At 70.3% G+C, this 24,016-nt stretch carries 24 protein-coding genes; 8 read left to right on the top strand and 16 right to left on the bottom strand.

What is annotated here, in order from left to right; genetic code table 11:
- Nucleotides 1-7: 7 nt before the first annotated feature.
- Genes AOM45_RS35290 through AOM45_RS35315 form a run of 6 tightly spaced genes read right to left on the bottom strand, consistent with a single transcriptional unit; the run spans nt 8 to nt 8,027 of the window.
- Entirely contained in the window at nt 8-2,434 is a 2,427-nt protein-coding gene (locus tag AOM45_RS35290; protein ID WP_030468464.1) for a glycoside hydrolase family 127 protein, read from the bottom strand.
- Between the two features lie 4 nt (nt 2,435-2,438).
- Complete coding sequence (locus AOM45_RS35295) at nt 2,439-3,260, bottom strand: hypothetical protein (protein ID WP_035910597.1); 822 nt, start codon at nt 3,258-3,260, stop codon at nt 2,439-2,441.
- Between the two features lie 10 nt (nt 3,261-3,270).
- Entirely contained in the window at nt 3,271-4,059 is a 789-nt protein-coding gene (locus AOM45_RS35300; protein WP_030468466.1) for a carbohydrate ABC transporter permease, read from the bottom strand.
- Complete coding sequence (locus AOM45_RS51290; protein ID WP_030468467.1) at nt 4,056-4,877, bottom strand: carbohydrate ABC transporter permease; 822 nt, start codon at nt 4,875-4,877, stop codon at nt 4,056-4,058. The genes AOM45_RS35300 and AOM45_RS51290 overlap by 4 nt, the downstream gene beginning before the upstream one ends.
- Before the next feature lie 3 nt (nt 4,878-4,880).
- Nucleotides 4,881-6,116, bottom strand: coding sequence for an ABC transporter substrate-binding protein (locus AOM45_RS51295; RefSeq protein ID WP_051783729.1), 1,236 nt, complete (start codon nt 6,114-6,116; stop codon nt 4,881-4,883).
- 30 nt (nt 6,117-6,146) lie between these two features.
- Nucleotides 6,147-8,027, bottom strand: coding sequence for a glycoside hydrolase family 127 protein (locus AOM45_RS35315; RefSeq protein ID WP_030468469.1), 1,881 nt, complete (start codon nt 8,025-8,027; stop codon nt 6,147-6,149).
- Nucleotides 8,028-8,132: 105 nt separating this feature from the next.
- Here AOM45_RS35315 and AOM45_RS35320 point away from each other — a divergent pair, with 105 nt between their 5' ends.
- From AOM45_RS35320 to AOM45_RS35330, 3 genes are all read left to right on the top strand, one after another.
- The gene (locus AOM45_RS35320) at nt 8,133-9,143 is read left to right on the top strand and encodes a LacI family DNA-binding transcriptional regulator (RefSeq protein ID WP_030468470.1); all 1,011 of its coding nucleotides are present in this window, start codon (nt 8,133-8,135) and stop codon (nt 9,141-9,143) included.
- 80 nt (nt 9,144-9,223) lie between these two features.
- Entirely contained in the window at nt 9,224-10,615 is a 1,392-nt protein-coding gene (locus AOM45_RS35325; protein WP_030468471.1) for a fatty acid desaturase, read from the top strand.
- Nucleotides 10,612-11,169 carry a TetR/AcrR family transcriptional regulator gene (locus AOM45_RS35330; protein WP_030468472.1) on the top strand — a complete coding sequence of 186 codons (558 nt, stop codon included), beginning with the start codon at nt 10,612-10,614 and terminating at the stop codon, nt 11,167-11,169. Before AOM45_RS35325 ends, AOM45_RS35330 begins: the two co-directional genes overlap by 4 nt.
- Here the strand turns inward: AOM45_RS35330 and AOM45_RS35335 are convergent.
- Complete coding sequence (locus AOM45_RS35335) at nt 11,166-11,576, bottom strand: MarR family winged helix-turn-helix transcriptional regulator (protein ID WP_030468473.1); 411 nt, start codon at nt 11,574-11,576, stop codon at nt 11,166-11,168. The genes AOM45_RS35330 and AOM45_RS35335 overlap by 4 nt on opposite strands.
- Before the next feature lie 55 nt (nt 11,577-11,631).
- Here AOM45_RS35335 and AOM45_RS35340 point away from each other — a divergent pair, with 55 nt between their 5' ends.
- Nucleotides 11,632-12,303 carry an alpha/beta fold hydrolase gene (locus AOM45_RS35340; protein ID WP_030468474.1) on the top strand — a complete coding sequence of 224 codons (672 nt, stop codon included), beginning with the start codon at nt 11,632-11,634 and terminating at the stop codon, nt 12,301-12,303.
- Here AOM45_RS35340 and AOM45_RS35345 read toward each other — a convergent pair.
- The 3 genes from AOM45_RS35345 to AOM45_RS35355 form a co-directional block, all read right to left on the bottom strand.
- Entirely contained in the window at nt 12,300-12,692 is a 393-nt protein-coding gene (locus AOM45_RS35345) for a hypothetical protein (protein ID WP_030468475.1), read from the bottom strand. The two genes, AOM45_RS35340 and AOM45_RS35345, sit on opposite strands and share 4 nt — an antisense overlap.
- A gap of 67 nt (nt 12,693-12,759) precedes the next feature.
- A complete protein-coding gene (gene crtI, locus AOM45_RS35350; RefSeq protein ID WP_035910635.1) occupies nt 12,760-14,220 on the bottom strand; it encodes a phytoene desaturase family protein in 1,461 nt (486 codons plus the stop codon).
- 13 nt (nt 14,221-14,233) lie between these two features.
- Entirely contained in the window at nt 14,234-15,295 is a 1,062-nt protein-coding gene (locus AOM45_RS35355) for a polyprenyl synthetase family protein (RefSeq protein WP_081902215.1), read from the bottom strand.
- A 92-nt stretch (nt 15,296-15,387) separates the two neighbouring features.
- Between AOM45_RS35355 and AOM45_RS35360 the strand changes: the two genes are divergently transcribed.
- From AOM45_RS35360 to AOM45_RS35375, 4 genes are all read left to right on the top strand, one after another.
- The gene (locus AOM45_RS35360; RefSeq protein ID WP_030468478.1) at nt 15,388-16,314 is read left to right on the top strand and encodes a phytoene/squalene synthase family protein; all 927 of its coding nucleotides are present in this window, start codon (nt 15,388-15,390) and stop codon (nt 16,312-16,314) included.
- Nucleotides 16,315-16,324: 10 nt separating this feature from the next.
- Nucleotides 16,325-17,281, top strand: coding sequence for a Rieske (2Fe-2S) protein (locus AOM45_RS35365; protein ID WP_030468479.1), 957 nt, complete (start codon nt 16,325-16,327; stop codon nt 17,279-17,281).
- Nucleotides 17,282-17,361: 80 nt separating this feature from the next.
- Entirely contained in the window at nt 17,362-17,649 is a 288-nt protein-coding gene (locus tag AOM45_RS35370) for a WhiB family transcriptional regulator (RefSeq protein ID WP_030468480.1), read from the top strand.
- Complete coding sequence (locus tag AOM45_RS35375) at nt 17,646-18,503, top strand: MerR family transcriptional regulator (protein ID WP_030468481.1); 858 nt, start codon at nt 17,646-17,648, stop codon at nt 18,501-18,503. The genes AOM45_RS35370 and AOM45_RS35375 overlap by 4 nt, the downstream gene beginning before the upstream one ends.
- Here AOM45_RS35375 and AOM45_RS35380 read toward each other — a convergent pair.
- Genes AOM45_RS35380 through AOM45_RS35405 form a run of 6 tightly spaced genes read right to left on the bottom strand, consistent with a single transcriptional unit; the run spans nt 18,500 to nt 24,002 of the window.
- Complete coding sequence (locus AOM45_RS35380) at nt 18,500-19,942, bottom strand: cryptochrome/photolyase family protein (RefSeq protein WP_030468482.1); 1,443 nt, start codon at nt 19,940-19,942, stop codon at nt 18,500-18,502. The two genes, AOM45_RS35375 and AOM45_RS35380, sit on opposite strands and share 4 nt — an antisense overlap.
- On the bottom strand, nt 19,939-21,138 hold the full coding sequence (locus tag AOM45_RS35385; RefSeq protein ID WP_030468483.1) for an NAD(P)/FAD-dependent oxidoreductase: 1,200 nt from the start codon (nt 21,136-21,138) through the stop codon (nt 19,939-19,941). The genes AOM45_RS35380 and AOM45_RS35385 overlap by 4 nt, the downstream gene beginning before the upstream one ends.
- Before the next feature lie 37 nt (nt 21,139-21,175).
- Nucleotides 21,176-22,699, bottom strand: coding sequence for an FAD-dependent oxidoreductase (locus tag AOM45_RS35390; RefSeq protein WP_051783699.1), 1,524 nt, complete (start codon nt 22,697-22,699; stop codon nt 21,176-21,178).
- Nucleotides 22,696-23,379, bottom strand: a complete 684-nt coding sequence (locus tag AOM45_RS35395; RefSeq protein WP_030468485.1) for a class I SAM-dependent methyltransferase — start codon at nt 23,377-23,379, stop codon at nt 22,696-22,698. Before AOM45_RS35395 ends, AOM45_RS35390 begins: the two co-directional genes overlap by 4 nt.
- Nucleotides 23,366-23,683 carry a lycopene cyclase domain-containing protein gene (locus AOM45_RS35400; protein WP_030468486.1) on the bottom strand — a complete coding sequence of 106 codons (318 nt, stop codon included), beginning with the start codon at nt 23,681-23,683 and terminating at the stop codon, nt 23,366-23,368. Before AOM45_RS35400 ends, AOM45_RS35395 begins: the two co-directional genes overlap by 14 nt.
- Nucleotides 23,676-24,002: a lycopene cyclase domain-containing protein gene (locus AOM45_RS35405; RefSeq protein WP_030468487.1), complete on the bottom strand. Its 327-nt coding sequence runs from the start codon at nt 24,000-24,002 to the stop codon at nt 23,676-23,678. Before AOM45_RS35405 ends, AOM45_RS35400 begins: the two co-directional genes overlap by 8 nt.
- Between the last annotated feature and the right edge of the window lie 14 nt (nt 24,003-24,016).

A 24,016-nucleotide genomic window follows, 5' to 3' on the forward strand; every position in this document is an offset into this window, starting at 1 on the left:
CCTCCTTCTACGAACCGGTGGAGTGGAGGTTCGCGACCTCTGCGGCGGTGAGGGCGCGGCCGTAGATCCGGAAGGAGTCCACGGCACCGTCGAGGAACGGGTCGTTGTCGTACTGCGAGCGCCCGATCCAGTTCTGCGTGGTGTTGCCCGGCCGCAGGGTCAGCGCCGCGTTGCGCGCCACCTCCGCGCCGTTGACGTACAGGACGCCGAGGTCGCCGCTCTGGGTCACGGCGACGTGCGTCCACACCCCTTGCGGGAGTGCTGCCGGGGCGTTGATCTGTTGCTCCGCGCCCGCACCTCCGGTCGTGACCGCGAACCGCGCGCCACCCGCCGAGCTGCGCGGGGTGAGGAAGGCGTAGGCGCCGGTACCGCTGCCGAAGTCGAAGATCCGCGTCCACGTGGTGACGGTGTCGAGCCGCACCCAGGTGGCCACGCTGAACGCCGCGGCTCCGGCGAGCAGGCCCGCCGGCAACGTCACGTGCGCGCCGGACCCGGTCAGGTCGACCGCTTGCCCGGTCCGCCCGGTCGTCCACGCCGCACCACCCGCGAGCGCGGCGGTCAGGCCGTTGCCCGTGGCGTCGTTCGTGTTGCCGTCGAACGGGTAGTGCGCGATGAAAGGTGGCGCCTCCGCGGCCACGGTCCAGTAGACGGTGTAGCGCTGGCCGTGCATCTTGTAAAACGGCAGCAACGTCACCTGGCCGGTGCTCGCCGTGGCCGTGTACTGCAACGGGGTCGCCGTGGGCCTGATCGTCGACGGTTGCAGCGACGGCATCGACTGCAGGTCGTTCGTGCCGTAGGCGCCCGCGAGCACGATCGGTCCGTGCCGCATCGCCTGCACCGAGCGGTTGTCCGGAGTGGACTCCCGCTGCAGTGTCATCGGCAGGCTGATGTCGACGACGTCACCGCTGGTCCACGTGCGGTCGATCCGCGCGTACTCACCAGGAGTCACGCCTTGTGGCCCCCCGTTGACCCGGATCTGCGCCCCGGAGGCCCAGGCCGGGACGCGCACGCGCAGGTCGATCGCGCCGGACCCGGTGATCGTGATCTTCGAGGTCTCGCTCTCCGGGAACGAGGTCTCCTGCCGCACGGTGAACCCGCGCCAGCTCAGCGTCGACGCGATGAACAGGTTGACGTACAGCGTCGTGCCGGAGTGGGCGTAGATGCGGCCGGTGTGCGCGGTGTTGGTCTCCATCCCGGTGCCGTGGCAGCAGGTGAAGTCGTCGTAGTCGTTGCTGTACGTGCGGATCCCGCCCGGCCGCAGCGGTGTGTAGTAGCTGTGGTGGCCGTGGGTGGAGCTTGGGTTCTGCGCGCCGAGCAGGTGGTTGTAGAGCGTCCTCTCGTAGAAGTCGAAGTACCTGCTCGCGGGGCTCGTGCGGAACAGCTGCGCGGTGAGCTTGAGCATGTTGTAGGAGTTGCAGGACTCGCAGGTGTTGTCCGAGAGCTCGGACGCGATCCGGCCGGGTGCCTTGAAGTACTCGCCGTTGGAGTTGCCGCCGATCGCGTAGCTGTGCGAGCCGGTGACGATCTCCCAGAAGTTGCTCGCGATGTCGCGGTACCTCGTCGTGCCCGTGGCGTGGTACTCGCGGATCGCGCCGATCGCCTTGGGGATCTGGGTGTTGGCGTGGTAGCCGTTCAGCGCGTCCCGGTTCTGCGCGAGCGGGTCGAAGATCTCCGCGTGGTCGAAGTACTGGGCGGTGGTGAGGTGCGCGGGGTCGCCCGTGAGCTGGTAGAGGTTGGCCAGCACCTCGTTCATCCCGCCGAACTCGGTGTCGAGCATGTTCTGGCGCTGGTCGTGGGTGAGCCTGCCGTTGCGCCACGCCGCCCACGCCGCCTTGCGGGTGAGCACGGTCAGCGCCTGCTGGTTGCCGGTCAGCAGGTGCACGTCGAGCAGCCCGGCCATGATCTTGTGCAGGGTGTAGTACGGCGCCCAGACCTGCTCGCGCGCCTCGACCCTGCCGATGAAGCTCTCCGGGAACGCCGACAGGTAGCCGGTGCTGAAACCGCCGTTGCGGGCCCGGTCCTGACACAGCGCCAGCTGCTCGACCAGGTAGTTCGCCTTGGCGGAGAACGCCGTGTCACCGGTGGCCGCGAACGCTTGCGCGAGCGCGCTCAGCACGTGCCCGGTCGAGTGACCGCGCAGTTCGGTGGACGGCGACTCCCACCCTCCACAAGGGACAGCTCCGGACGGGAGCGAGACGTTGCGGCGGAACGTGTGCAGCAACCGGTCGGGGTCGAGGAACCTGAGATAGGTGTGGGTGCGGGTCGTGTTGTCCCGGAACGGGCCGGGCAACAGGGACACCGCGCCGAGCGGGAACAGTTCGGCGGACACCCCGATGTCGGGGCGTGCCGCGGCGAACGCGCGCACGGGCAGGGCCGCCACCGCGACGGCGGCGGCACCCGCACGCAGAACTGTGCGTCGAGAGGGAGTGAGCATCGGCCTAGAACCCGTACCGGTTCTTCAGGTGACGCCACCAGTCGCGCAGCATCCACCTGTCGAACTCGGTGATCACCGTGGAGCTGCCGGCCTTCATGATGAACCTGTCGACACCGCTCGGTGTCCAGTCGTAGAAGTCGTCCAGCCCGAACGTGTGCCCGACCTCGTGCAGGAAGATGTGCACGTCCGACGCGTTCAGGTTGCCCATGAAGTACTCGCTGCCGATCCGCTGACCCCAGTCACCGCCGGCGCCGCCGCCGAAGCCGGCCGTGAGCCACAACGACTGGTCGTAGTGCCGCGCGACGCCACCGGGGCAGCGCGGGTACGAACCGTTGCGGTTGAAGAACCTCCCGCAGCCCTCCGCGCACTGCGGCGCGTTCTCCCTGATGTCGTTGACGTAGATGTCGACGGAGTTGTCGTTCCACTGCAGCTGGTTGCGGTCGCGCACGGCCCAGCCGACGACCTTGATCGGCACGGACGCGTACGGGAAGTTGTTGTGCCCCGCCATCGCGTCCATCCACTTCTTGTACTGGCGGGCGAGCTGGGCGTGCACCGCGTCGCGTTGCTGCGCGGTCACCGGCTGGGGCGAGTCCCAGCGCACGCAGAAGTTCAGATAGCCCTTGTTCGTGAAGAGCTGGTCCCACCCGTAGTTGCGGAAGCCGTAGAGGTCGCCGTAGGTGCTCTCCACGTGCTGCCACACCTGGTTCAACGGGGTCACCAGGTTCGCGGGCGGGTTCCACGTGTCGGCTCTCGCAGGAGACGCCACGCCCACCGCCATCACCGCCGCGAACAGCGCGGCCACGAATCCTTTCCACCATCGGATCATGCTGATCTCCTCAGCCTTTCAGGGCGCCCGAGGTGAATCCCCGGACGTAGCTGCGTTGCAGGAACGCGAAGAGCACCAGGCAGGGCACGGCCATGAACGTCACGCCCGCCTCCAGGGCGGCGTAGTCGATCGAGCCGTGACTGGCGGTGCGCATGTTGACCACGGCAAGGATGGCGGTGAACTTGCCGGTGGAGTTGAGCAGGATCAACGGAGCGAAGAACTCGCTCCACGACGAGAGGAACGCGAACAGCCCCACGGTCACGAGGCCGGGGCGGACGGCGGGGACCATGATCCGCATCAGCGTGCCGAAGCTCGTGCAGCCGTCGACGCGTGCCGACTCCTCCAGCTCGATCGGCACTGCCTCGAAGCTGTTGCGCATCATGAACACCGAGAACGGCAACTGGAAGACGATCAGCACCAGGCTCAGGCCGACCAGCGAGTCCTCCAGGCCCAGCCAGCCGAGCAGCACGTACAGCGCGATCAGGATCGTCGCGTACGGCACCATCAGGATCGCGAGCGTGAGCAGGAACAGCGCGTCGCGTCCGGGAAAGCGGAACCGGCCGAACGCGTAACCCGCGAGCGTGGCGACGACCAGCGTGCCGCCCACGGTCAGCGCGCTGACGATCACGCTGTTGAGCACGTGCGCCGGGCGGATCCCGTTGGCGGAGGTGAAGAGCCGGGCGTAGTTCTCCAGGCCGAACCCGGTGTCCGTGCGCACCGACGCCCAGCCGCTCCACACCAGCGGGAACAGGAACAGGACCGCGAGCGCGGTGCCCGTGACGTAGTAAGAGGTCCTCATGCCGACCGCCTCCGCAGCACGGCGAGCTGGACCGAGCTCAGCACCGCGAGGAGCACGAGCAGCACCACGGAGATGCCGGCCGCCGAGCCGAGGTCCAGCCGGATGAAGGCCTCCCGGTAGATCACCATCACCAGCGAGGTGGTGCTGTTGTCCGGGCCGCCGCGCGTCAAGATCCAGAACTGGTCGAACGCGAGCAGCGACCCGGTGACCATCATCGTGAGCACCAGCGCGATCGTCGGACGCATCAACGGCACGGTGATCCGCAGGAACATCTGCGAGCGGGTGGCGCCGTCGATGCGCGCGGCCTCGTAGACGTCGACCGGGATGGCCTGCAACCCGGTCAACAGGATCAGCATGTTGAACCCCGCGAACCTCCACAGCACCAGCAGCACGGCCGATCCCAGCGCCGGGCTGTCCCCGCTCACCGGAACCGGCCCGATCTCCTCGCTCAGCAGGCCGAGGAACAGCAGTGAGGCGCTGGCGAACCCGACCGCCATCGGCAGGAAGAAGGCGGTCCGGAAGAACCCGACACCGGGCCGCCGGTTCTGCACCAGCAACGCGAGCCCGAACGCGATGGCGAACAGCAGCACCGTGATGATCACCGTGTACTTCATCGTGAACCAGGCCGCATCCGTCAGCAACGCGTTGTCCGCGATCGCCGTGTAGTTGGCCGGGGCGTTGAACCTCGGTGCGCCGAGCAACGGCCAGCGGTTCAGCGACATCCACGCGACGAGCAGCAGCGGAACCACGAAGAACAACCCCACCAGCACCGCCGCCGGGGTGGCGTACAAGGCCCCTGTCGCCGCTCGTCCGCGCATCTCTCACTCCTGCCGCAGCGACTTGGTGATCGCGTCGTTGCCCGTCAGCAGCGCGGCGGAGGCGTCACCGAAGAGCGCACCGCGCACGGTGGTCAGCCAGGGCCCCTGCGGGTCGTTGAACGTGGCGTTGAAGTTGCGGGCGTACGGCGTCTTCCCCTTGGCCACCAACCCGTTGGTGGTGACGAGCCGCGGGTCGGCCGAGGAGTACTTGTTGGCGGCCAGGTCGGTGCGCACGGGCACGCCCTTGCGCTTGGCGATGACCTCGACCTGGGCCTCGTCCGACATCGTCCAGGCCAGGAAGTCCCACGCCTGCTGTGCTTTCGTGCTCGTGGCGCCGATGCCGATCGCGTCACCGCCGACGAACGTGGACTCGCCGCCGTTGATGCCGGGGATCGGCGCGATGCCGGTCTTGACGCCCTTGGCCTCGATCGCGTCGAGCCACACCGACGGTCCGGGCGCGATGCCGACCTTGCCGCCCTGCAACGCGCCGAGCCACGTCGGTCCGGCCTCGCTCTTCGACCCCGGCGACGCGACGCCCTGGTCGTAGAGGTCGCGGTACACGGCGAACACCTCGGCCATGGCTGGCGAGTCGACGCGCGCGCTGCGGCCGTCGGCGTCCAGCACTTCGCCGCCCGCTGCCCACACCGAGGGCCACAGCGTGAACTCGATGCAGCCACCGCAGTTCCCGCCGAAGTACGTGCCGTGGACGTCACCGCCGAGCTGGTCGATCCTGCGGGCGTGCTCGGCGAACTCCTTGAGGGTGCGCGGTGGTTTCTCCGGGTCGAGGCCCGCCTTGGTGTAGAGGTCCTTGTTGTAGAGCATCACCGACAGGTCGATGGTGTGCGGCACCGCGAAGTTGTGGCCCTCCCACGTGCCCGCACGGACGTGGGAGGGGGCTACGGAGTCCCTGAACGGCAAGGACTTGAACTGCTCGGACACATCCGCCCACAGACCCTGTGCCGCGTACTGCGGCGCGAACACCACGTCCGCGGCGAACAGGTCGGGCAACGACTTCGCACCGGCCGCAGAGGCGAGCTTCGCCGGGTACTCCTCGTTGGGGTACGCGGCGACCTCGATCTTGTTGCGGTGGCCCGCGTTGTAGGCGTCGGCGTAGGCCTTGGACACCGCCTCGGTCGCCGCGCGCGTCCACAGCGTGAGGGTCGTCCCGTCGTCGGCGGAACCGGTTTTCTCCGCACCGCAGGCCGCGGTGGCCAGCACCAGCAGGACTGCCGCGAGCATCGCTTTCACGGTCTCTCCTTTGAGACGTGGTTACGCAGTGGGCATCCAGACCCGCATGGTCGACGGACCACGGCGGGCCCAGCGGTGGTAGGGCGTGAGGTGCAACGCCACCGGAGCTCCCGGCCGGCCGGACGGTTCGCCGTACGGCCACGCCGAGTCCGGCGACGCGTCGAACCTCGCCCGCACCACGGCACCGTCACCCGACGGCTCGGGACCGTGCCCGGTGCAGACCCGCAGTGCGTCGAGATCGGACTCCCCCAGCGACTCGGCGCACAGCACCAGCGGACCGCGCTCGACGGCCACACATCCGCGCACGGCGTCGATGCGCGGGTCCGGCCACGTGAACCGCGGCCGCATCGGCAGTTCGAGCCGGATCTCCTCCCCCACGGCCCAGTCGCGCGTCACGACCGCGTCACCAGGTGCGACCGGGCGGCGCTCGTGATCCACGACGAGCACCGCGCCGGTCGCCCACTCGGGCACGCGCAGGCTGATCGACCAGGGGTTGCCGCCGCTCCTGGTCACCCGCACGGCCACGTCTCCGTCGTCCGGGTAGGACGTGCGCACTCGGAGCCCGGCCGGACGTCCGTCCGCGAGCGTGGTCTCGACGTCGGAGTCGGCGTACTGGTGCAGCCGCAGGCCGGTGTCGTCCGCGGTGACGAGGTACGACGAGAGGCTCGCCAGCAGCCGCGCGGTGTTGGGCAGGCAGCACGACACCTCGAACCACGGCGCCCGCAGCCCGCCGCTGACGTCGAGCCGCTCGCCGCCGGTCGGTGGTTGCGCGGGGGTGCGTTGGTGCAACGTGTTCGCGTAGAAGAAGCTCCGGCCGTCGTCATCGATCGCCGTCGCGATCACGTTGTGCAGCACGCGATCCACGATGTCGGCGTACCGGTTCTCGCCGGTGGCGAGCAGCAACCGTTGCGCGAGCATGACCGTGGCGACACCCGCGCACGTCTCCGCGTACGCCCGGTCGGCGGGCAGCACGAAGTCCTCGCCGAACGCCTCGTCCTGGTGCCTCGACCCCATCCCGCCGGTGATGTGCGTGCGACGGGCCCACGTGCGGTCGAACTGCGCCGCGACCGCGCCCAGCAGGTCGTCGTCACCGGTCTCCACCGCGACGTCGACCGCGCCGCACGCGAGGTACAGCGAGCGCACGGCGTGTCCGCGCAACACGGTCGCCTTGCGCACCGGGACGTCGTCGTTGAAGTAGGACCAGCCGAACTCGTGGGCGGGCAGGCTGCGGTGACCGCGCCGGTCCACGAACAGCGCGGCCTGGTCGAGGTAGCGCTGCTCCCCCGTCAGCCGCGCGAACTCCACCAGCGCCGTCTCGATCTCCGGGTGCCCGCAGATCCCCGTGCCGTCGAGGCCGAAGACCTCGCACACGTGGTCGGCCGCGCGCCGGGCGACCTCCAGCAACGGTCCTTCGCCCGCCGTCCTCGTTCTGGCGACGGCGGCCTGCAGCAGGTGCCCGGTGCAGTAGAGCTCGTGCCCCCAGGCCAGGTCGCTGTGCCGCGGTCGCTGCCAGTCCCTGCCGAACGCGGTGCTGAGATAGCCGTCCTCGGCCTGCGCGGCGGCGATGTCGGCGGTGAGGGCCTCGATGCGGGCGTCGAGACCGGCGGCCGGAGACCTCCCGTGCTCCCAGGACATCGCCTCGACGATCTTGTAGACCTCGGAGTCGGAGAACTCCCGGCCCTTGCGCTCCCGCGACCCGGCTCCGTTCGCGACGGTGGTGAAGTTGCCGGTCCAGCCCAGCTCGTCCATCCACTCCAGCGCGTGCCCCAGCGTCGCCTCGCCGTTGACGTGCTGCCGGATTTTCCAGAAACCACCGGTGATGCGCACCTCGTCTGTCCCGAGTGGACGGAGAGGTCCACGGGACGGGACGACCGGCCCGCGGACCGGCTGGGTGTTGCGCATCGTTGCCACACAACGCACTCTGGAGACCGAAAACGATTTCGACAATGCGCCATCAGGAGCAGAAGCAATCGAATACTCGGTCGAATCTCATTCGAAAGGATTTCGATGGGCAGGCGACGGTCGGAAGCGGTCACGCTCGGAGACGTGGCCAAGCGGGCAGGCGTGTCCATCGCCACCGCGTCCAAAGCGATCAACGACCGCGGCGAGGTGGCCACGGCCACCAGAGCCCGCGTGCTGCGCGCCGCGGCCGAGTTGTCCTTCCGCCCCAACGTTCTCGCGCAGGGCCTGGTCGCCGGCCGCACCAGAGCGATCGGCCTGCTCACCGACGAGCTGGACGGCCGGTTCGCCATCCCGATCCTGCTCGGCGCCGAGAACGTCCTGTCGGACCGGGAGATGTCGATCCTGCTGTGCGACACGCGCGGCGACGCGATCCGCCGCAACCACCACCTCCGCACACTGCTGGCACGTCAGGTGGACGGTTTCATCGTCGTGGGCGACAGCAACGACGTCCGCGCGTCCCTGGCCGCCGACCTCCCGGTTCCCGCGGTGTACGTGTACTGCCGCTCCACCAACCCGTCCGACCTGAGCCTGGCCTCCGACGACGAAGGCGGCGCCAGACTCGCGATCGAGCACCTGATCACGTTGCGCCGCAGGAACATCGCCCACATCACCGGCCCGCAGTCCTACCGCGCCGCCCGCGACCGCGCCACCACCGTGCGCACGGTCCTGTCCGAACACGGCCTCCCCCTCGCCGGTGGGCAACCCCTGCACGGCGAGTGGTCGCAGCGCTGGGGCAGGCACGCCGCCCGGCTGCTGATCACCACCACACCCGAGGTCGACGCGATCTTCTGCGGCAACGACCAGATCGCGAGCGGCGTGGCCCAGTCGCTCACCGAGCTGGGGCGGCGGGTGCCGGACGACATCGCGATCGTCGGCTACGACAACTGGGAGATCTTCGCCGCCGACTGCAAACCGCCGCTGACGACGATCGACCTCAACCTCCAGGAGCTGGGCGCCACGGCGGTGGCTCACCTGTTCGCCGCGATGGAGGGTACTCCCGCGACGGGGGTGGTGCGGCACGCGTGCAGGCTGGTGGTGCGCGAGTCGACCGCGTGAGCACTTTACATCTCGGCCCCACTTGTCAAGTCGCTTTACATCTCCTACGGTTTTGTCAAACCGGCGACGGGAGGATCGAGATGACAGGCACTGTCACGCCCGGCTCCACCGAGCAGTGGAAGGACCACAAGCGCTACCTGTGGCTGATCGGCCTGGTGGTCCCGTCGCTCGCCTTCGTCGCCCTGGGCCTGCACGCCCTGACCGGGTGGGGCGGGTGGCTGTGGATCGGCCCGGTCGTCGTGCTGGTGATCGTCCCCGCCATCGACCTGATCGCGGGCCTCGACCGCTCGAACCCGCCGGACGAGCTGATCGAGGCACTCGAAAAAGACCGCTACTACCGGTGGATCACGTTCCTGTTCCTACCGATCCAGTACGCCGGTTTCACCTTGGCGTTCTGGATGATCGCGCACGGCAGTCTGTCCGTTGTGGACAAGATCGGCCTGGCGGTGTCGATCGGCTGCATCGGTGGCATCGGCATCAACACGGCGCACGAGCTGGGGCACAAGAAGGAGAGCCACGAGCGCTGGTTGTCCAAGATCGCGCTGGCGCAGAGCTTCTACGGCCACTTCTACATCGAGCACAACCGCGGTCACCACGTCCGCGTCGCGACGCCGGAGGACCCGGCCAGCGCCCGCGTCGGTGAGAGCTTCTACCGGTTCTGGCCGCGTACGGTCGCCGGATCGGTGAAGAGCGCGTGGCGGCTGGAGAAGAAGCGCTACGGCCGCCGTGACCGTCACCCGTACCGGATCGGCAACGACGTGCTGAACGCGTGGCTGATGTCGGCCGTGCTGTGGGGCGCGATGATCTGGTGGCTCGGCGCCGGGATCCTGCCGTACCTCGTCCTCCAGGCCGTGGTCGGCTTCTCGTTGCTGGAGATCGTGAACTACATGGAGCACTACGGCATGCTGCGGCAGAAGGTCGGTGTGCCGGGCCGCGTCCGGTACGAGCGGGTGAACCCCAGCCACAGCTGGAACTCCAACAACATCGCCACCAACGTCCTGCTGTACCACCTGCAACGGCACAGCGACCACCACGCCAACCCCGTGCGGCGCTACCAGACCCTGCGGGACTTCGAGGAGTCCCCCGTGCTGCCCACCGGGTACGCCGGCATGATCCTGCTCGCGCTGGTGCCGCCGTTGTGGCGCCGGGTCATGGATCCGCGTGTGCTCCACCACTTCGGCGGCGACATCAGCCTCGCGAACATCCACCCGCCCGCTCGGGCGAAGGTGCTGGCCCGCTACCCGGTGCCGCCCGCGACGGCCGAGCGGACGCGGCCGGACACGATCACGCTCACCGGGGACGCCCGAGGTGGCCGGTGCCCGGGATGCGGCTACGTTTACGACGCCGCGGTCGGCGCTCCCCGTGAGGGCTTCCCCGCGGGAACGCCGCGGTCGGCGGTGCCGGACTCCTGGTGCTGCCCGGACTGCGGCGTGCGCGAAAAGGTCGACTTCGTTTCCATCGGAGCTCCATGACACCCCTGCGGGACGCGATCCTGACGGTCACCGCCAAGCTCATCACCGAGCAGGGCTGGCAGGCGGTCACCATGGCACGGCTGGCGGCCGAGCTGGGCGTGAGCAGGCAGACCGTCTACAACGAGGTGGGCGCCAAGCCCCAGCTGGCGGAGGCGGTCGTGCTCGCGGAGCTCGACCGCTTCCTCACGGTGGTGACCGCCGCGTTCGACGAGCACCCGGACGACGTGCTGGACGCGATCCACGCCGCCGTGCACGACGTGCTGGACCTGGCGCGCGGCAACGCCTTGCTGCACGCCGTGGTCTCCGCGACGCACGGCGCGAACACCGAGTTGCTGCCCCTGCTCACCACTCACACGGACGGGTTGCTGGAGGCGGCGAAGGCCGTGGTGGTGCGCTGCCTGAGCGGGTACGAGCTGAAGATCACCCCACCCGAGCTGGAGATCGCGGTCGACCTGGTCGTCCGGCACGTGCTCAGCCACGTGATGCAGCCGTCGAGCTCGCCGTCCGACACCGCCGACGCGGTGCGGTGGGCGGCGGCGAAGCTGTTGTCCTAGGACTCGAGAGCGACGGCGAGCAGGTCGCCCAACTGGTCGAGCTCCTCGGCCGAGAGCGCGCTGAACGACGACTCGACGACGCCGTCGACCAGGTCCTGCCCCTCCGCCCGCAACCGGGCACCCTCCTCGGTGAGCCGGTGACGCACCGCTCTGCCCGGCCCCTGCACCCGTTCGATGAGCCCGCGCTCGGCCATGCGCACCGCCAGCGAGCCGAACGACTGGTCGGTCTGGAACGTCAGCACCGCGAGGTCGTGCAGCGACGCGTCGGGCTGACGGTGCAGGTGGCGCAGGGTGTCCCACTGGACGAGCGACAGACCCAACGGCGCCAGCGCCTGGCTCAGCGCGCGGTGGTGGCGGTGTTGCAGGCGCTTCACGGAGAGCGCGACGTCGGCGGGGCGGTGCTTCACAACCGGAATCCTAGCCATCTTGCTTAGATAAGGAACCTTATCTAAGGTTCCTTACATGACTACATATCTTCTCCTCCACGGCGGAGGCGGCGTTGCGACGATGAAGACGTTCGCGGACCTGCTGGCCGACCGCACGGGTGCCCAGGTGCTCTTACCGACCCATCCCGGGTTCGGCGGCACGCCCAGGCCCGCGGAACTGACCGGCGTGCGCGAGCTCGCACGCCACTACGTCACGATGCTCGACGAGCAGGACCTCACCGACGTGACGGTGATCGGCAACTCGTTCGGCGGCTGGCTGACAGCAGAGATCGCCCTGGCCGCGAGCCCTCGCGTCACGGCAGCCGTGATCGTCAACGGGATCGGCGTCGAGGTCGAAGGCCACCCCATGACCGACATCAGCGGCTTCACGCTCGCCGAGATCCAGGCGCACTCGTGGCACGACCCGAGCAAGGCGCCCACACCGGCCGCACCGGGTCCGAGCCCGGACGTGCTGGCGCTCATCGGCTACACCGGTCCGTCGATGACCGACCCCGGCCTGGCCGCACGGCTCGGCGACGTGCGGATCCCCGTCCGCGTGCTCTGGGGCGAGAGCGACCGCATCGTCACCCCCGAGTACGGCAAGGCCTACGCCGCCGCGATCCCGGCGGCGACGTTCACCCTGCTGCCCCGCACCGGGCACCTGCCGCAGCTGGAGACGCCGCGGCAGCTGCTCGACGCACTGCTTTAGAAGTGGTCCCCGCTCGTCAGCTCGTGCTCCATCACGTCGGCACGGGCGACCAGCAGGGTGAGCGGGCGCTCGAACTCCTCCCGGACGCTCATGTCCTCCAGCGGGACCATGTGCCTGAGCAGCGCGAGCCCGTCGACGACCGCCGCCGCACCGACCTCCGGCACGCCCGCCAGCTCGAGGAAGCGGCGCAGGTCGACCTCGTCGACGCGGCCCACGGGCGAGGAGATCTCCACCCACTCGGCGCCGTCCAGGTCGGGGAGGTGGTGCAGGGTCACCTGCTGGGTCCGTTCCCCGGACGTGCCGAGCCGGAAGCGCAGCCAGTCGCCGGTCTCCTCCAGCACCTCGTACCGCAGCCGGACATAGTTGATCACTTCGATCCACGACGTCACGCCAGGTCCCGCCCCTCACGCCGGTTTCGCCGCTCTGCCGGTGACCACCGTAGAGGCACGAGCCGCCTCAGCGGTGCAGACGCCCCGCTGCGAGCCTGCCGGAGATGAGGACCGGCGGGATGCCGACGCCCGGCGTGGTGCCGCTGCCCGCCAGCACGACGTTGCCGTCGCGGAACGGAAGGTTGCTCGGGCGGAACGGGCCGGTCTGGGCGAACGTGTGGGCCGCTGAGAACGGGGTGCCGGCGGCCTGGCCGTCCCTGGCCCAGTCCTCCGGCGTCACCACGGCGAGCGGTTCGGCGTCGGCGACGAGCTTGCGCGCCGTCATCTCGGCGATCAGCTCGTCGGCGTAGCGGTGGGCCACCGCCTCCCAGCGGATCGGCGCGCGGTCGAGGTTCGGGCACGGCGCCAGCAGGTACTGCAGGTGCCTGCCGGAAGGCGCGAGCGAGGGGTCGGTCAACGTCGGCGTGGTCAGCAGCAACGACGGATCGCTCATCAGCTCGCCGCGCCGGATGATCTCGTCGAACGTGCTGTCCCACGCGCCGCCGAACGAGATCGTGTGGTGGGCCAGGTCGTCCACCACACGGGATGCGCTGAGGTGCACCACCACCGCAGACGGCGACCACCGCAGCGGCGTGATCCGCCGCGGTTCGCCGCGCAGGAGCCGCGTGCTCTGAGCGGGGCCACAAGCGAGCACGACCGCGTCGCACGGGAAACGTGCGTCGGCGGTACGTACGGCGGACACGTGATGGCGCGCGCGTTCGAGCTGTTCGACCTCCACGCCGTACTCGAACCGCACGCCCGCGTTCGCCGCCGCGTCGGCGAGGGCCTGAGGCACGGCACGCATTCCGCCACGGGGGAACCACACGCCCGCGACGGTGTCCATGTAGGCGATGACGGCGTAGGCGGCGAGCGCGTCGCGCGGGGCGACACCGGCGTAGAGCGACTGGAAGGTGAAGACCCGCCGCAACCGGTCGTCGTGCAGGAACCGGCCGACGGCCTTGTCGAGCGAGCCGAACCCGCCGAGCCGGGTCAGCGTGAGCAGCTCCGGTCCGAGCAGGTCGAGCGGCGAGTCGAAGCTCGCGCCGATGAACTTCTCGCGTTCGGCCTCGTAGAGCCGGTGCAGCCACGCGCGCAGCTCGCGGTAGCCCTGCGCCTCCCGGCCACCGGCGAAGTCGCTGATCTCCTGCTCCATGCGGGCCGCGTCGGTGTGCACGTCGAGCGCGCTGCCGTCGGCGAACGTCGCCCGGTACGCCGGGTGCAGCGGCAGCAGCTCGAGGTGGTCCTCCCGCCGCGCCCCGACGGCGGCGAACGCCTCGTCCAGCAGCTCCGGCATGGTGAGCACGGTCGGGCCGGTGTCGATGAGGTGGCCACCGACGTCGAGCCTGCCCGCCAGGCCGCCGGGGTGCGGGTGCCGTTCGAGCACGGTCACCTCGTGCCCCGCCCCGCGCAGGTGCAGCGCGGCCGACAGCCCCGAGAGTCCCGCGCCCACCACGACCACGCGGTCCGTGCGGCCTTTCACGACGTGCACCACGAAGATCTCCTCAGGTCGTCCGCGTCACGGCGCGGTTCGCGAGACGGACCAGCGCCCGGCGTGCGTCGTCCTCGATCACGGCACGCTCCAGCGCGGCGAGCCCGGAGGCCGCGAGCAGCTCGATGTGCTCCTCGACGGCGGCCACAGCGCCCAGTTCCACCAGCACCGCGAGCACCTCGTCGACGCTGACCGGGCCGCCGTCGAGACAGCGCCGCAGAAGTCCCAGCGCGGCCGGTCTGTCCTGCGCGCGGGAGAGCGCGATCGCCATCAACGGCGTCCGCTTGCCCTCCCTGATGTCTTCGCCGACGGGCTTGCCGGTGACCGCGCTGTCGCCGAACGCGCCGATCAGGTCGTCGCGCAGCTGGAACGCCACCCCGATGTCGTGGCCGAACTCCCGCAGGCACTCGACGACCTCGGGACACGCACCCGCGAGCGCGGCGCCGAGGTGCAGCGGCCGTTCCACGGTGTACGCGGCGGTCTTCAGCGCGGCCACCCGGATGGCGTGCTCCAGCGACTCGTCGCGCCGGGCCACCGCCAGCAGGTCGAGGTGCTGGCCCACGATCATCTCCGTGCGCATGGCCTGCCACGCCTCCCACCCCCGGTGCAGCGCGTCCGCGGGCAGACCGGCGGTCACCAGTGCGTCGTCGGCCCACGCCAGCGCGAGGTCACCGACCAGCACGGCCGCCGAGTCGCCGTACTGGCGGGCACTTCCGGCGCAGCGCTCGCGCCGGTGCCGCGCGGCGTACACCTCGTGCACCGACGGCCTGCCGCGACGGGTCGGCGAGCGGTCCATCACGTCGTCGTGCACCAGCGCACAGCATTGGAGCACCTCCAACGCCACCAACGCGCGCACCACGGCGTCCGCCCGGTGCGCGCCTCCCGCGGCACGCCAGCCCCACCACGCGAACGTCGGACGGATCCTCTTGCCGCCGGCCAGCACCATCCCGCGGAGCTCGTCGGCGAGCTCGGGCGCGTGGTCGTGCCTCGTGCTCAGGAAGTCGTGCAACGCCCTGTCGAAGAGGACGGCGAAGTCGTCCACCTGCGACGTGTGAGCGTCCACGCTGGTCAGCATCGACATGTTCCGAGCTAAGCAGCGCTTCGGGAGGTCTGCATGATGAGTGCCGTCGTTGTGCAGAAGGCAACTCACCGACTTAGCGTGGAGGAATGTCGGCTGAGCGCGAACTGGACGCCGCGGGCGTCACCGCACCCGCACTGCGTGAGGCGTACCGGCGCTGCCGTGCGCTCAACGCCGAGCACGGGCGAACCTATTACCTCGCAACGAAGTTGCTCAGCGCGGAGCAACGGCCCGCCGTCCACGCGCTGTACGGGTTCGCCCGCTGGGTGGACGACATCGTCGACAACGTCCACAGTGGACTCGACGAGAAGATCACCGCGATCGACGGCATCGACGCCCGGCTGAACGCCGCGCTGACGAGCGGGACGACGGACGACCCGGTGCTCGCCGCGTTGCTCGACACCGTGCACCGCTACGACATCCCGGCGGTGCACTTCCACGACTTCATGGCCTCGATGCGGATGGACCTGACCGTCACCGACTACCCCACCTACGCCGACCTCGAACGCTACGTGCACGGATCGGCCGCGGTGATCGGGTTGCAGGTGCTGCCGGTGCTCGGCACGAGCGCGCCCCGCGAGGAGGCGGAGCCCGCCGCCGCGGCGCTCGGCATCGCCTTCCAGCTCACCAACTTCATCCGCGACGTCGGCGAGGACCTCGACCGGGGCCGGGTCTACCTGCCCGCGGACGAGCTGGCCGCGTTCGGCGTCGACCGGGAACGGCTGCTGCACGCGCGGGCGTCCGGACGTGCCGACGACAAGGTGCGCGCGGCGCTGCGCGACCAGGTCCGGCGCGCGCGGGAGGTGTACACGCGGGCGTGGCCGGGTATCGCGATGCTCGCACCGCGCTCCCGTCCGTGCGTCATGACCGCGTACCGGCTGTACGGACGCATTCTCAACCTCGTCGAGGACGCCGACTGCGACGTGCTGTCCCGTCGTGTCGTCGTCTCCAACGGCAGGCGGCTCGCTGTCGCCCTGCCCGCTCTCGCCAGGGCGGTTCTCGCCCGAACCGCGTGAAAGGACCCCCATGCGCTTTCCGTTGCGGATCTACTCCAGCCCTCCGTGGCGCGAGCAGCGGCCGACGTGGCAGGACGCGAAACCCGCGCTGATCGAGGCCGCCCTGAAACGCGCCACCGCCCGGCCGTCCGGCAACTGGTTCGTCGCCGGAGCGAGCAGGGACGTGGTGCGCGGCACGGTGTGCGGCCGCACGATCGCGGGCCGGGAGGTCGTGCTGTGGCGCGGCCCGCACGACGTGCTGATGGCGGGCTCGGGGTCGTGCCCGCACCTCGGCGCGCCGCTGTGCGACGGCGCGGTGGCCGGGGGCGAGCTGATCTGCCGCTGGCACGGGCTCGCGTTGAACGGCGAGCGCTTCGGTTCGTGGACGCCCTATCCCGCGCACGACGACGGCGTGCTCGTGTGGGTCCGGCTGGACGAGGCCGGCGGCGAGGAGCCGCTGCCCGCGCCGGTGCTGCCCGCGCGGCCGCCGGAGGGCGCGATCGACGCGGTCGCCACGCTCATCGGCCGCTGCGATCCCGAGGACGTGGTGGCGAACCGGCTCGACCCGTGGCACGGCGCGTGGTTCCACCCGTACTCGTTCGCGAACCTGCGCGTGCTGGAGACGCCGGTCGAGGAGCTGGACCGGTTCCTGGTCGAGGTCACGTTCCGGGTCGCGGGCCGCATCGGCGTGCCCGTCGTCGCCGCGTTCACCTGCCCCGAGCCGCGGACCGTCGTCATGCACATCGTCGAGGGTGAGGGCGAGGGCAGCGTCGTCGAGACGCACGCGACGCCGATCCGCGAGGGCAGGACCGCCGTGGTCGAGGCGACCATCGCGCACTCCGATCGGCGCGGGTTCGCGCTGGCCAGGCCCGCCGCCGGGGCGTTGCGGCCGGTGATGAGGTGGGCGGCCGCCCGGTTGTGGCGCGACGACCTCGCCTACGCCGAACGCCGGTACGCCCTGCGGCGCAGTGGCCGGTTCCCCGATTGAGCGAGTCGAGTTGAAACGATTTTGAATCGATTTTAGGATGGGTCACGTCAGCGGGGTTCCCTCGACCAAGGACGTGCGCCATGCCTGAACTGTCCCGTTTGCCACGACCAGTCACGGAGTCCTGGGACTGGCAACTGTCCGGCCTGTGCCGGGGCATGAACAGCTCCGCCTTCTTCCACACGCCGAACGAACGCGGCGCCGCGCGCGACGCGCGGGAGGCGGCGGCGAAGGCGATCTGCCAGCGCTGCCCCGTCATGCAGCAGTGCCGCGCGCACGCGTTGGAGGTGCACGAGACGTTCGGCATCTGGGGCGGTCTCGGCGAGAGCGAACTGCGGGCGATGCTCGCCGAGCGTGCCCGCGAGTCGTGACCTACGCGCCGCGCGCGGTCGCCGCGATGCTCGGCGTCTCCCCTGTCACGCTGAGAACGTGGGACCAGCGCTACGGCCTCGGTCCCTCGGTTCGCACGGAAGGTGGTCACCGCCGCTACGAGGACGCGGACGTCGAGGTCCTGCGGCGGATGGTCACGTTGACGGGTCAGGGCGTCGCACCGGCCGCAGCCGCCGAACTGGCGCGCCAGGAACCTCTTGCCCGGCAGGGGACCCCGCGCATCCCGGTGGACGACGCCGGGGCCGCCCAGCGGGGTTTCCTCGCCGCCGCCAAGCGGCTCGACGAGCCGTTGATGATGGATCTGGCGACCAAGCTCGTCACCGAGCACGGCGTGGTCTCCGCGTGGGAGTCGGTGTTCGTGCCGTGCCTGGTGGAACTCGGCGACCTGGTCACCGGTCGTGGCCGCGGTGTCGAGGTGGAGCACCTGGCCAGCGCGAGCGTGCTGCACGCGTTGCGCGGTGTGCAGCGCTCCAGCAGACCTGGCGTGCTCGCGGCGTTGCTGTCGTGTGCGCCGGACGAGCAGCACGTGCTGGCGTTGGAGGCGCTGGGAGCCGCACTGTCCGAAGAGGACTGCCTGTGGCGCGGTCTGGGCGCGAGGGTGCCGGCCGAGGCGTTGTGCGACGCGGTGGTGCGGTTGCGTCCCGCGGTCGCGTTGATCTGGGCGCACCGGGCGGATCTCGCCGAACGGGTGCCGCTGGAGGAGTTGAGCGAGAGGTCGGACGCGTTGCTCGCCGTCGCGGGGCCGGGCTGGGAAGGACTGGCGCTGCCGTCGTCCGTGCGGCGACCGGCCACGCTGCCCGAAGCGGTCAGCGTGGTGCTCAGCCGCGTGCGTTAGAAGATCTCGCGGTCGCGTTCGGCCTCGCGGACCTCGTCGAGATCCGCGAGGCGGTGCAGGCCCTGCACGGCGCGTGCCATGCGGTGGTTGCCGCGCATCCGTTCCCGGTTCCGGTCGAGCCACGCCCAGTAGCCCGCGGTGAACGGGCACGCGCGCTCTCCCGTGCGCCGCTTGGGATCGAACCAGCAGGTGCCGCAGTGGTCGGTCATCCGGTTGAGGTAGGCACCGCCGCTGAGGTAGGGCTTGGTCGCGATCACACCACCGTCCGCGTGCTGGCTCATGCCGATCACGTTCACCGGCATGACCCACGGGAACCCGTCGGCGAACGACGTGATGAACCAGTCGTTGAGCGCGGCGGGGTCGTAGCCGCGTTGCAAAGCGTGGTTGCCCAGCACCATCAACCGCTGGATGTGGTGCACCCAGCCGTGATCGCGCACGCCTTCCAGCGCGGTCCGGAGACAGGCCGCGCGGATGGCCCCCGGACGTAGCTCCGCCCACCACTGCGGCAGCGGGTTCTTGGCGTCGAAATCGTTGCAGTGCCGATATTCCGCGCCGAGGTGCCAGTACAGGTGCCACACGTACTCGCGCCACCCCAGCACCTGCCGCACGAACCCCTCGACACCGGCCAGCGGCGCATCGCCGGACCGGTAGGCGTCCTCCGCCGCGTAGACGACCTCCAGCGGGTGGAGCAGCCCGTGGTTGAGCGGCACGGACAACAGCGAATGCGCCATCGTCCAGTCTTTGGTGAGCACGGCGTCCTCGTGCGGACCGAAGTGCGGCAGCCGGTCGAGTACGAAGGTCTCCAACGCGCTCAACGCTTCCGCCCGCGTGATGGCGAACCGGCGCGGGCCGTCCTTGCCGACCGTCGGCAGGTTCATCGCGTCGAGGTCCTTGCGCACCTGCGCGTCGATGGCGTCCTCCTCCGGCCACCACGGTGCCGGCACGCCGAGCCGCGTGCGTTTGGGCGGGGGCTCGCGGTTGTCGGCGTCGAAGTTCCACCTGCCGCCCACCGGATCCGCGCCGTCCATCAGCACGTCGAAGCGAATGCGCTGGTAGTGGTAGAAGTCCTCCATCAGGAACCGTTCGCGTCCTCCGGCCCAGGCGGTGAACTCCTGACGGGAGAGGGCGAACGCGTTCGTCGGCCGGACCTGCACGCCGAGTTCGCACAGCATCCGTTGAGCGGCGAACGAACCGGGTTGGTAGGCGGTGAGCGGTCTGTTGAGATCACGGATCGCTTCGCGGTAGGTGTTGGCGCGCACCAGCGTGACGCGGTCGGGGAACTCGGCGGCGAGATGACGCATGCCGGACAGGACGAGGTGCAGCTTCTGCCGGTGGTAACGCTTGCGGCGCAACGCGGTGGCGGACTCGATCAGCACGATCTCGTCGTGCCCGGTGTGGAAGTGCGGGCCGAGCTGGTCGCCGAACAACAGCAGCGTCATCGCTTGAGGTCCGCGAGCACAGCTCGTGCCGCCCGGCGCCCCGAGTGCAACGCGCCCTGGATGGAACTGGTGTCGCGGTGGTCACCACACACGTACCGTCCTGCGCCCGCGCGCACGGACTTCTTCAGGCGGTGAGGTGCGTCCATCGCGGGCAGCGCGTGCGGGATCTCGTACCGTCGCAACACTTCCCACCGGCTGGTATCGGTGCCGTAGAGGCGGTTCAGGTGCGCGCGCACGTCCTGTTCTCCGGCGTCTTCCACGACGGAGGCCTGCACCAGCGGAGCCTTCGGCGAGTACGGGCGCGACACCTCGGACATGACGGCGGTGTTGACGACCGGGCCTCTCTGAGCGTCCACGACGAGGCATCCGTCGCGCAGTGGTGACCGCTCCGGCCGGAAGTACCAGGTGGTGACGCCGTGCCAGCGAGGTTCGGCCAGCCCCGGCAGCAGCCGTGCCGCGGTGGTGCCGTCCGTGGCGACCACAACGGCGTCGGCGGTGATCCTTTGGCCGTCCTCCAGGTCGACGCCGTGGTCGTGCACGGCTTTGACGGCGGTCTCCAAGTGGATCGTGTGTTGTGGCAGGCGTTCCGCCATGGCCTTGGGAAGTTCGCCCATGCCGAGCGCGGGCACGGCGGCGCCGGCCCGCGCGAAGCTGCGCCACACCAGGTGGAAGAACCGCGACGACGTTCTGAGCTCAGGTTCGAGGAACACGCCGGAGAGGAACGGCCGCAACACCTTCTCGACGGCACTCTCGGTGAGACCGAGGTGCCGCAGCTCGTCGCGGGTGGTGCGGTCGGGCGCGCTGAGCCGCACCGGTCCGAAGGCGTCCTGCGCGGAGAACCTGGACAGCGCCAGCAGATCCCGCGCGCCCAGGAGGTGCTGGCGCATCAGGCCGTCCCACGCACTGCGCCCGCTGCGGGGATCGGCGAGGAGGTCGTGCCGGCCGTCGTCGTGCACGAACACGCCGGGCCGCAGGTGCCGCAGCGGGAACGGGTCGAGCGCCAGCCGCCGCAGTTCGGGATAGGCGGGCAGGAGGATCTGGAAGCCGCGGTCGAAGCGGACGCCGTCCACGACGTCGGTGCGCACGCGGCCGCCGACCTCGTCCGCGGCTTCGAGGACGGTGACCTCGGCGCCGGCCGCGGTGAGTTCGAGGGCGGCGTTGAGGCCCGCGAGGCCTGCGCCCACGACGACGATCACAGCGCACGCTCCTCGGCTGGCGCCTGCCAGACAGCAATCACAACGTCCTCCATCGACGCGCCACCGACCGCAGCACCGGCACACGCCCCTCCACCGGCACCGACCACAGGTCGACCCCCGCGACACCCCAACGCGTCAACAGCTCGTTGGCCGCCGCGAACCCCGTGGTCGCCGCCCGTTCCATCAACGCCACCGGCAGGTCGATCCGCGCCAGGTCTCCCGCCACCACCAGGAAGTCGTCCGGCGTGCGCACACCCGGCCTGTCCGCGTAGCCGCCCGCCGGGAACAACGGGCAGTCCTCCCGCAGCTCGTGCCGCTCGTCGACCACCTCCGCGCGCTTGATCTCCGGGTACACCTCGGTGAGCTGTTCCCAGAGCCGTCGGCGCGCGTCTGCTTCGTCCACATCGGACGGGAGCGCGTAGCCGTGCAGCTCCACGACGGATCCGCCGGTGCGCGCCGCCCACGCCCGTGCCTCGTGCTCGTAGTGGTCGAGCACGCTGATGTTGTCGAGCAGGTCGAACCCACTGGTGCCGACGAAGCCCGGACGGTCCGCGTCCACCGGGCGGTCGAGCCAGTACCGCGACACCAGGAACCTCGGCGCGGTCCGCAAGGACGAAACCCGGCCCCGCCACGTCGCGTCGCCGAGGGTGGGCGAGGCCGAGACGACGGTGCGCAGGCCACGCACGTCCGCGGCGAGCACCACGGCGTCGGCCTCGACCGCGCCGCTGCCGATCGTGACGGAGAACCGCTTCTCCTCGCCCGGCAGGACCGACCTGACCTCGACGCCGGTGCAGATCGTCGCGCCCAGCTGGGCGAGGTGGCGTCCCAGCGGGTCCCACAGGCCGTGCGGGAACGGGTCCGCCGCCACGTCGAACAGCAGGCCCTCGCTGGAACCGAGGAAGTAGATGTGGAACATCACCGCGAGCTCGGCGGCCGACATCCGGCTGGGATGGGCGAAGAAGCTGCGGGAGAACACCTCGAACGCGAGCGCGTGCGCGGCCCGGGGGAACCGCAGGTTCTCGAGGTACGCGGCCGCGTCCATGCCGTCGAGCTCGGCGTACACGCGCGGCACCGACACGTCCAGCAGCGACAGCGCGGCCCGTGCGTCGACGTCGGGCAGGTCACGCCAGCGGAACGTGGGGCTGCGGCGCAGGAACGCCAAAGCGTTGCGCGGCACGGCGGTCGGGAGGCCCGCGAACGAGTCGCGGTGCCCGGACGCGTGCCACAGCGGGTAGTCCGGCAGGGCGGTCAGCGCGCGACCGGACGGGTCGACGCGGCGCAGCAGCGCCCGCAGGTTGTAGTACTGCCGGAAGAACGCGTGGAAACCGCGGGTCATGGTGACCTCGCTGCCGTCGGCGAGCCTGGTGCTCCAGCCGCCGACGCGTCCGCCGAGGTAGTTCTCGCGTTCGCACAGCACGACCCGGGCCCCGCGCTCGGCGAGCGGAGTCGCCGCGGCGAGGCCCGCGATCCCTCCGCCCACCACGACGACCACGGGCGCGTCGCCCGAGAACTGTGCGCGTCCGGCAGGCGCGGGAATCCGCACCGCCCTGGGATCTCTCACCGCTGCGGCTCCTGACCGGTGAAGGTGTGCACGACGCCGAGCTGAAGACCCGGCACGGGGGCGCTGCGCACGCCGACGAAACCGTTGCGCCGCAGCCGATCTCGCAACGCGCTCGCGCCGTCGAAGTCGATCACGCTGCGCCACAGGTAGGTGTAGAGCGACCGGTCACCGGTCACGAGCCAGCCGATCGGCACGATCACGCCGCACAGCACCGTCCACAACGCCGTGCTGAGCCACGAGTCGCGCACCGAGTACTCGTGCAGCACCAGTGGCGCACCGGGTTTCATGAGCCGGCGCACGTGCTGCAACGTGGCGTCCGGGTCCGGCAGGTTGCGCACCAGGTAGGCGGCGAACACCGCGTCGAACTCGCCCTCGTCGACGTCCTCGGCACGGCTGTGCACGAACCGGACGGTCGAGGGCCAGCGCTTCCGGCGTGCCCGCGAGAGCATTCCCTCCGACGCGTCCACCGCGACGACCTCCAGGCCTGGCACGGCCGCGACCAGCGCCGCGGTGGAGGCACCGGTGCCGCAGCCGAGGTCGAGCACCCTCATGCCCGGCCGCAGCCCGAGCGCCCGTGCCGACCGGCGCAACGCCTGGTGGTAGCCGGGGTTGAGCCCGACGAGCAGGTCGTAGCCGCGTGCGGCCCGGTCGAACTTCCCCGGCACCTCAAGCTTGTTCACGTGCCGTCCTCCCCCGCTCCCACAGGAGCAGCACCGCGGTGATCATGGCGAAGCCGTAGAGGAAGTCCTCGACGGGTATGTCCCACGGCGCGCGCACGCCGCTGATGGCCCAGTCCGCGTACAGCACGACCGGCGCGTCGAGCTTCGTCAGCCACCCGTCCACCAGGACCTGGAACCCGAGCACGATCACCATCGTGATCCAGTAGGCGGGCCGCCGGAACAACCCGGTGCGCAACACGCACAGCTCCAGCAGCACGACGACGACGGACGCAGCGGACGCGGCGAGCAGGTACTCCTCAACCATTCGGCAACCAACGTTCCGAACGTTCCCGCACCGCCTCGTAGGTCAGCAGCGCGCAGATCGGGATCGCCACGAAGAACAGCACCTCCTCGATCGGCAGCACGCCGCCGATCTCGACCCCGGTGGTCGCCTCCGGGTGGAAACTCCAATGGCCGCGCATGATCGCGATGACGTCCCACACCACGAGCACGGCCAGCACAGGTGTGACCGCCCGCAGCAGCTCACTCCCGCGCCGGTACACACCGCGGCCCATCCACTCCAGCGGCATCGTGATGAGCAGGCACACACCCAGCACCGCCAGGTACTCGTACTGGCTTCGCATCGCCGACCTCCTGC

Origin of the sequence: Lentzea aerocolonigenes (genome assembly GCF_000974445.1) — a bacterium.
Lineage (GTDB): Bacteria > Actinomycetota > Actinomycetes > Mycobacteriales > Pseudonocardiaceae > Lentzea > Lentzea aerocolonigenes.

What these genes read in the sequence shown, in the direction of transcription:
- AOM45_RS35290 (WP_030468464.1), bottom strand. Translation starts at nt 2,434, where the DNA reads ATGCTCACTCCCTCTCGACGCACAGTTCTGCGTGCGGGTGCCGCCGCC.
- AOM45_RS35295 (WP_035910597.1), bottom strand. Translation starts at nt 3,260, where the DNA reads ATGATCCGATGGTGGAAAGGATTCGTGGCCGCGCTGTTCGCGGCGGTG.
- AOM45_RS35300 (WP_030468466.1), bottom strand. Translation starts at nt 4,059, where the DNA reads ATGAGGACCTCTTACTACGTCACGGGCACCGCGCTCGCGGTCCTGTTC.
- AOM45_RS51290 (WP_030468467.1), bottom strand. Translation starts at nt 4,877, where the DNA reads ATGCGCGGACGAGCGGCGACAGGGGCCTTGTACGCCACCCCGGCGGCG.
- AOM45_RS51295 (WP_051783729.1), bottom strand. Translation starts at nt 6,116, where the DNA reads ATGCTCGCGGCAGTCCTGCTGGTGCTGGCCACCGCGGCCTGCGGTGCG.
- AOM45_RS35315 (WP_030468469.1), bottom strand. Translation starts at nt 8,027, where the DNA reads ATGCGCAACACCCAGCCGGTCCGCGGGCCGGTCGTCCCGTCCCGTGGA.
- AOM45_RS35320 (WP_030468470.1), top strand. Translation starts at nt 8,133, where the DNA reads ATGGGCAGGCGACGGTCGGAAGCGGTCACGCTCGGAGACGTGGCCAAG.
- AOM45_RS35325 (WP_030468471.1), top strand. Translation starts at nt 9,224, where the DNA reads ATGACAGGCACTGTCACGCCCGGCTCCACCGAGCAGTGGAAGGACCAC.
- AOM45_RS35330 (WP_030468472.1), top strand. Translation starts at nt 10,612, where the DNA reads ATGACACCCCTGCGGGACGCGATCCTGACGGTCACCGCCAAGCTCATC.
- AOM45_RS35340 (WP_030468474.1), top strand. Translation starts at nt 11,632, where the DNA reads ATGACTACATATCTTCTCCTCCACGGCGGAGGCGGCGTTGCGACGATG.
- AOM45_RS35355 (WP_081902215.1), bottom strand. Translation starts at nt 15,295, where the DNA reads ATGCTGACCAGCGTGGACGCTCACACGTCGCAGGTGGACGACTTCGCC.
- AOM45_RS35360 (WP_030468478.1), top strand. Translation starts at nt 15,388, where the DNA reads ATGTCGGCTGAGCGCGAACTGGACGCCGCGGGCGTCACCGCACCCGCA.
- AOM45_RS35365 (WP_030468479.1), top strand. Translation starts at nt 16,325, where the DNA reads ATGCGCTTTCCGTTGCGGATCTACTCCAGCCCTCCGTGGCGCGAGCAG.
- AOM45_RS35370 (WP_030468480.1), top strand. Translation starts at nt 17,362, where the DNA reads ATGCCTGAACTGTCCCGTTTGCCACGACCAGTCACGGAGTCCTGGGAC.
- AOM45_RS35380 (WP_030468482.1), bottom strand. Translation starts at nt 19,942, where the DNA reads ATGACGCTGCTGTTGTTCGGCGACCAGCTCGGCCCGCACTTCCACACC.
- AOM45_RS35400 (WP_030468486.1), bottom strand. Translation starts at nt 23,683, where the DNA reads ATGGTTGAGGAGTACCTGCTCGCCGCGTCCGCTGCGTCCGTCGTCGTC.
- AOM45_RS35405 (WP_030468487.1), bottom strand. Translation starts at nt 24,002, where the DNA reads ATGCGAAGCCAGTACGAGTACCTGGCGGTGCTGGGTGTGTGCCTGCTC.